Origin of the sequence: Streptomyces glaucescens (assembly GCF_002154375.1) — a bacterium.
GTDB classification, from domain to species: Bacteria; Actinomycetota; Actinomycetes; order Streptomycetales; family Streptomycetaceae; genus Streptomyces; species Streptomyces glaucescens.
On record NZ_MUND01000457.1, the window covers coordinates 22,173 to 28,601 of the forward strand.

General features: G+C 72.7%; 6 protein-coding genes. 5 read left to right on the plus strand and 1 reads right to left on the minus strand.

Annotated elements, in window-relative coordinates:
- Window positions 1–135 precede the first annotated feature (135 nt).
- The gene (locus CCN42_RS27565; RefSeq protein WP_086739650.1) at window positions 136–1,134 is read left to right on the plus strand and encodes a sigma-70 family RNA polymerase sigma factor; all 999 of its coding nucleotides are present in this window, start codon (window positions 136–138) and stop codon (window positions 1,132–1,134) included.
- Between the two features lie 455 nt (window positions 1,135–1,589).
- Entirely contained in the window at window positions 1,590–2,420 is an 831-nt protein-coding gene (locus CCN42_RS27570) for a TetR/AcrR family transcriptional regulator (RefSeq protein ID WP_422641193.1), read from the plus strand.
- Window positions 2,421–2,453: 33 nt separating this feature from the next.
- On the opposite strand, the gene CCN42_RS27575 is transcribed toward CCN42_RS27570, so the two are convergent.
- Window positions 2,454–3,428, minus strand: a complete 975-nt coding sequence (locus tag CCN42_RS27575; protein ID WP_086168240.1) for a helix-turn-helix transcriptional regulator — start codon at window positions 3,426–3,428, stop codon at window positions 2,454–2,456.
- Between the two features lie 63 nt (window positions 3,429–3,491).
- Between CCN42_RS27575 and CCN42_RS27580 the strand changes: the two genes are divergently transcribed.
- The 3 genes from CCN42_RS27580 to CCN42_RS44815 all read left to right on the plus strand — a co-directional run.
- Window positions 3,492–5,042: an MFS transporter gene (locus CCN42_RS27580; RefSeq protein WP_086739652.1), complete on the plus strand. Its 1,551-nt coding sequence runs from the start codon at window positions 3,492–3,494 to the stop codon at window positions 5,040–5,042.
- A gap of 402 nt (window positions 5,043–5,444) precedes the next feature.
- Complete coding sequence (locus CCN42_RS27585; RefSeq protein ID WP_086739653.1) at window positions 5,445–6,206, plus strand: DeoR/GlpR family DNA-binding transcription regulator; 762 nt, start codon at window positions 5,445–5,447, stop codon at window positions 6,204–6,206.
- Window positions 6,203–6,429, plus strand: a 227-nt coding sequence (locus CCN42_RS44815) for a PfkB family carbohydrate kinase (protein WP_339384433.1), incomplete at its 3' end; no start/stop codon positions are given. The genes CCN42_RS27585 and CCN42_RS44815, both read left to right, overlap by 4 nt.

Here is a 6,429-nt window from a genome sequence, read left to right on the forward strand (position 1 = left end):
CGTTGTTTCCATCGGATGCAGGGCACTCGGACGAGGATCGAGAACAGGTTCGTGAGAACAGGGTTCAAAGGTCCGCAGCCGACGCCGAGCGTCCGAAGGACCACCCGCTGACCTCACCATCGCAAGGGAGCACGCATGGCAACCCGTGCCGTCGCCCGTCGTACGTCCGCCGCCGGCGAGACCCTCGACGCGGCAAGCAGTGTTCGCGCCCATGGCGGCGAGATCGCGGACCGCGATCTGGTCGGCATGTACCTGGACGAGATCGCGCGGACGCCGCTGCTCGACGCCGCAAAGGAGGTCGAGCTGTCCCAGATCATCGAAGCGGGTGTGTTCGCACAGCAGGTCCTGGACGGGTACGAGGAGTCCAAGGCCGACGCCACCCGTGAGGAGCTGGAAGCCCTGGCCGCCGAGGGGGAGCGGGCCAAGGACGTCTTCATCCGCTCCAACCTGCGCCTGGTCGTCGCCGTCGCCCGGCGGTACCCGCGCAGCGGCCTGCCGCTGCTCGACCTGATCCAGGAGGGCAACGCCGGCCTCGTCCGCGCGGTCGAGAAGTTCGACTACCGCAAGGGCTTCAAGTTCTCCACCTACGCCACCTGGTGGATCCGCCAGGCGATCACCCGCTCCATAGCGGACCAGTCGCGCACCATCCGGCTCCCCGTCCACCTGGTGGAGGAGCTGGGCCGGATCCGTCGCGTGCAGCGCGAGTTCAACCGTGAGCACGGCCGGGACCCCGAGCCCGCCGAGATCGCCGCGGAGCTGGGCTCGACGCCGGAGCGCGTCACCGACGTGCTCGACTGGGCCCGTGACCCGGTCTCGCTGAACATGTCCGTGGACGACGAGGGCGAGACCCAGTTCGGCGACCTGCTGGAGGACACCTCCGCCGTCTCGCCCGAGCAGTCGGTGCTGACGCTGCTGCGCAGCGAGGAACTGGACGACCTGATCGGCCGCCTGGACCAGCGCACGGCCTCCATCATCAAGATGCGGTACGGCATCGAGGACGGTCGCGAGCGCACGCTGACCGAGGTCGGCAAGGAGCACGGCCTGACCCGCGAGCGCATCCGGCAGATCGAGAAGCACGCGCTGATGGAGCTGAAGAAGCTGGCGCGGGACACCGGGTTCGACGCGGCGGCGTGAGCCCGGGCCGGACGGCGCAGGTCGGTGCCGGCCGGGCGCCGGGGACGGATGAGGCGCGCACCCGCGCCGGACCGGCCCGGCGCGAGGTCGTGGACGACTCGTCGGACGGCGTGCGGCCCGCGGCACCGCGTGCGCCGGGTGGCGAAAGCCCGCGCAAATGTGGCCGTGTAACGTCGCTTCAACCCATGGGCGCCCGGGAACAAGACTTCCGGGTACAGGAGTTCGGTGAGGTGGTCGGCCCCCTCCCGGTCCCGTCCCGCCCCATCGGAGCCATGTCCCGACGCACTCCCCCCGGCGCCGGGACTTTCCCAGCCGGGCTTCGGCGCCTTCCCCCGGGCGTCGGAGTCCGGCTTTTTCCGTGCCCGGGCACGATCGGACGGCGGGGCACCCCGTACCTGAACCCCGGGGTGGCCCGCCGGATGGCAGATTGTGTCACATCGGCATAGCCTGACGTAGTGAGCAGCACCACCCCGGCACAGCCCTCGCGGGCTTCCTCCGGCTCGTCCAGTACTCCACCGCCCGCCCTCTCGCTGACCGAGCGGCGCAAAGCGGCCACCCGGATGGAGATCGCCCGCGCCGCGGGCGGCCTGTTCGCCCGGCACGGCCTGCGGGCCACCCGGGCCGAGGACATCGCCCAGGCCGCCGGGATCGCCCCGCGCACCTTCTACCGCTACTTCGCGAGCAAGGAGGAGGCCGTCGCCCCGCTCTACGCCGCCGGTGCCCAGCGTTGGGCCGAGGCGGTGCGCGAGGCCCCGGCCGGACTGACCGTCCCCGAGGCCCTGGACCACGCCGTACGGCACACCCTGTCGCCGGGGGGCGGGGTGTCGGCCGCGTCCTGGGAGTGGGTGCGCACCCTGATCCGCCTCGCCACCACCAGCCCCGCGCTGCGGAAGGTGTGGGCCGAGGTGTGCCAGGAGGCGGAGGACACGCTGGCGGGAGTGCTGGTGGAGCGGGACGGCGCGGGGGACCGCGAGGCCGGCGACAGTGAGGCCTTCGGTAGTGAGGCCTGCGGCAGTGGGGTCGGGAGCCGTGGGGCCGGTGACCGCGAGGGCGGCGACCGCAAGGGTGACGACCGCGAGGCCCAGGGGGCCGACAACGTTGCCGAGGGGCCGGGCGCCTCCCCGGACCTCCGCTTCACCGCCGCCGTCGCCAGTGCTGCCGTACGGGTGGCGGTGGAGAGCTGGGCGACCGGGGACGCTCCGGCGACCGGCCCGGACGGACCGGCCGCGCTGGCCCTGCGGAACCTGGCGGCGCTGCGGGACTTCAGGTGGGAGAGGCGGCCGTAGGGGATTTCCCGGACGGGGCCCGGGAGGGCCGGGTCAGGAGTCTCGGCCCTCCGCCGCGCGGGCCAGCCGCCCGCCCAGCTCCCGTACGCACTCCACGAGTTCCGCCGGCTCCCGCACCGTGAACTCATGGCCCAGCATGGCCAGCCGCACCGCCAGCCACTCCACCGGATCCCCCGTGGTGCCCCGCAGCCGGCAGCTCGTCCCGTCGACGGGTTCCGGCGTGCCCACCCAGGACGGCAGCCGGTCCGCGACCGCCTCGGCGGGGGCGGCGAAGGTGACGGTGAAGTCGTAGGTCTCGCTGCGGCGGTTGATCGACTGCCGCAGATACTCCGCCGCGCTCCCCGTCGGCAGTTCACGGGGTGCGAAGCGGGCCCCGGTGGCGAAGGGGTCGCTGATCCGGTCGACGCGGAAGGTGCGCCAGTCCGCGCGGTCGAGGTCGTAGGCGACGAGGTACCAGCGGCGGCCCGTCGACACCAGGCGGTACGGCTCGGTGAGGCGGCGCGACTCGGTGCCGTCCTTGGCCCGGTAGGAGAACCGCAGCCGCTCGTGGCCGGCCACCGTCGAGGCCATGACGGTCAGCGTCTCGGGAGCGATGGTGGGGCCGTCGCCGCTGGTCAGCGGGGTGGTCGCGGCCTGGAGGGTGGCGACGCGGTGGCGCAGCCGGGAGGGCAGTACCTGTTCCAGCTTGGCCAGTGCGCGCACCGACGCCTCCTCCACGCCCTCGACGGCGTGGCCGGCGCCGGCCCGCAGGCCGACCGCGATCGCGACCGCCTCCTCGTCGTCGAGGACGAGCGGCGGCATCGCCTTGCCCGCGACCAGCCGGTAGCCGCCGTCGGAGCCTTTGGTCGCCTGTACGGGATAGCCGAGTTCGCGCAGCCGGTCGATGTCCCGCCGGACGGTGCGCCGGGAGACGTTGAGCCGGTCGGCCAGTTCGCCGCCGGGCCATTCGCGCGGCGTCTGGAGGAGGGAGAGGAGCTGGAGCAGCCGGGCCGGAGTGTCCGTCGTCATGGATATGAGGATGCCGGAGATCTAGGACATGATCTGACCTACTGCGAATCTAGTCTTCGGGTCATGACCTCCACCGAGACCCTCGACACAGCTCCGCAGAGCACTTCGGCACCGGACCGGCGCCGCTGGCTGGCGCTCGCCATCGTGATGACGGCGGCCTTCATGGACCTCGTCGACGTCACGATCGTCAACATCGCCATCCCGTCCATCCAGCGGGAGGAAGGCGCGTCCCTCGCCCAGATCCAGTGGATCACCGCCGGGTACGCGCTCGCCTTCGCCGCCGGCCTGATCACCGGCGGCCGTCTCGGCGACATCCACGGCCGCAAGCGGGTGTTCCTCGTCGGCATCGGCGGCTTCACCGTCGCCTCCGCGCTGTGCGGGCTCGCCGCGAACCCCGAGATGCTGGTCGCCGCCCGCGTCCTCCAGGGCGCCATGGCCGCGCTGATGGTGCCTCAGGTGCTGTCGATCGTGCACGCCACCTTCCCGGCGCACGAACGCGGCAAGGTGTTCGGGCTGTTCGGCGCGATCGTCGGGCTCGGCGCGGTGTCCGGGCCGCTGCTCGGCGCGCTGCTGACGGAGTGGAACCTGTTCGGCCTCGGATGGCGCCCGATCTTCCTCATCAACCTGCCGGTCGGTCTCGCGGGTCTGCTCCTGGGCAGCCGTTTCATCACCGAGTCCAAGGCGCCGCGCGCCCTCCGGCTGGACCTGGTCGGTGTCGCGCTGGTGACGCTGGGCCTGCTGATGCTGCTCTACCCGCTGACCCGCGGCCGTGAGCTGGGCTGGCCGCTGTGGGGGTACCTGTCCATGGCCGGCGCGTTCGTCGTCTTCGCGGCGCTGGTGGGGTACGAGCGGCGCAAGGCCGCGCGGGACGGCTCCCCGCTGGTCGAGCTGTCCCTGTTCAAGGTGAAGAGCTTCGCCGCCGGGATCGCCGTGCAGACCGTGTTCGGTGTCGCGCTCGGCATCTTCTTCCTGGTGTGGACGCTGTACCTGCAGTTCGGGCTGGGCTGGGGCGCGCTCAAGGCGGGTCTGACCGGTGTTCCGTTCTCCCTCGCCGTCTCCGTGGCGGCCGGGCTGTCCGTGCAGAAGCTGGTGCCGCGCTTCGGTCGCAAGGTCCTTCAGGCGGGCGCCCTGACCATGGCGCTGGGCGTCCTGCTCTACCTCTGGGAGGCCGACCACTACGGCCTCGGCATCGAGCCCTGGCAGATGGCCCTGCCGCTCGTCGTCATGGGCGTCGGCATGGGTCTGATCGTCGCCCCGCTGACGGACGCGGTGCTGTCGGAGGTCCCCCGCGAGCACTCCGGTTCGGCGTCCGGGCTGATCAACACCGTGCAGCAGATGGGCAACGCGCTGGGGCTCGGGCTGGTGTCGGTGGTGTTCTTCGGCGTGATCGACGAGCGCCTCAGCAGGGCGGAGACGGGCCCGGCCTTCGTGAACGCCTTCGAGCACGCCCTCGGGTGGGTGGCCGGGGTGCTGGCCGTGATCTTCCTGCTGATGTCCGCGCTGCCCAAGCGGCCGGCCCAGCACGTGGAGGGTGCGGAGGTCGAGGCGGCGGCCCCCGTCGCCGGGGGACGGACCGGGGCGGCGAAGGCGGCGGAACCGGAGCTGGTCTCCTGAGCCGAGCGGGTCGCACCCGGGTGCGGTGGCCGAAGGGCCCGGACCTCGAGCAGATCGAGGTCCGGGCCCTTCGCATCTCCCTGTCCGGACGGGAAGCCGAGCGCGGCGGTGCCGGTCATGCCTGGGCGGGGACGCCCGCGTGCTTGCGCGGGATGCCCACGCGCTTGGGCGGGGACGCCCGGTCGTGCCTGGGCGGGGACGCCCACGCGCTTGGGCGGGGACGCCGGGTCGTGCCTGGGCGGGGACGCCGGGTCGGTGCCTGGGCGGCGGCGCCCTGGGCGTGCCCGACCAAGGAATGCCCGATCGTGCCTGCATTGGGCCCGAACCTGTTTACTTTCCGGACATCCCGGCGTAGCCTCCGACTTAAACCACACGTTCGGGCACAGTCGGAGGCGAACGGACATGTACGCACCGGAGCGGCAGCAGGAGATCCTCCGGCTCGCCCGGGACGGCGGCCGGGTGGACGTCGTATCGCTGGCCGAGGAGTTCCAGGTGACGGCGGAGACCATCCGCCGCGACCTCAAGGCCCTCGACCGCGCCGGCCTGGTGCGCCGCGTGCACGGCGGAGCGATCCCCGTCGGACGCCTCGACTTCGAGCCGGACCTCGCCGAGCGCGAGACCACGGCCGCCGACGAGAAGGACCGGATCGCCAAGGCCGCCCTCGCGGAACTGCCCGCCGACGGCACGATGATCCTCGACGCCGGTACGACGGTCGCCCGCCTGGCCGCCGCCGTCCCGCTGGAGACCGCCCTCACCGTCGTCACGCACAGCCTGCCCATCGCGGCCCGCCTCGCCGACCACCCCGGCATCCAGCTGCACCTCGTCGGGGGGCGCGTACGGCACCGCACGCGCGCCGCCGTCGACGCCTGGGCGCTGCGGGCGTACGGCGAGATCCGCGCCGACGTCCTCCTCGTCGCCGCCAACGGCTTCTCCGCCGACCACGGCCTGACCACCCCCGACCTCGCCGAGGCCGCGGTGAAGCGCGCGGCGATGGCGGCGGCCCGCCGGGTCGTGCTGCTCGCCGACTCGTCCAAGCACGGCCAGGAGCACTTCGCCCGCTTCGGTGACCTGAGCGACGTGGACCTGCTGATCACCGACAGCGGGCTGAGCAACGAAGACGCCGCCGCGATCGAGCGCGGCGGCACGGAAGTGGTGCGCGCATGATCCTCACCGTCACCCCCAATCCGTCCCTCGACCGCACCTACGAGGTCCAGGCCCTCAAGCGCGGTAAGGTCATCCGCGCGGAGACCGAGCGCATGGACCCGGGCGGCAAGGGCGTGAACGTCTCGCGCGCCGTCACCGCCGCCGGACGGCGCACGGTGGCGGTGCTGCCCTTGGGTGGTGCGCCGGGCGCGCTCATCGCGGACCTGCTCGACACGCAGGGCAT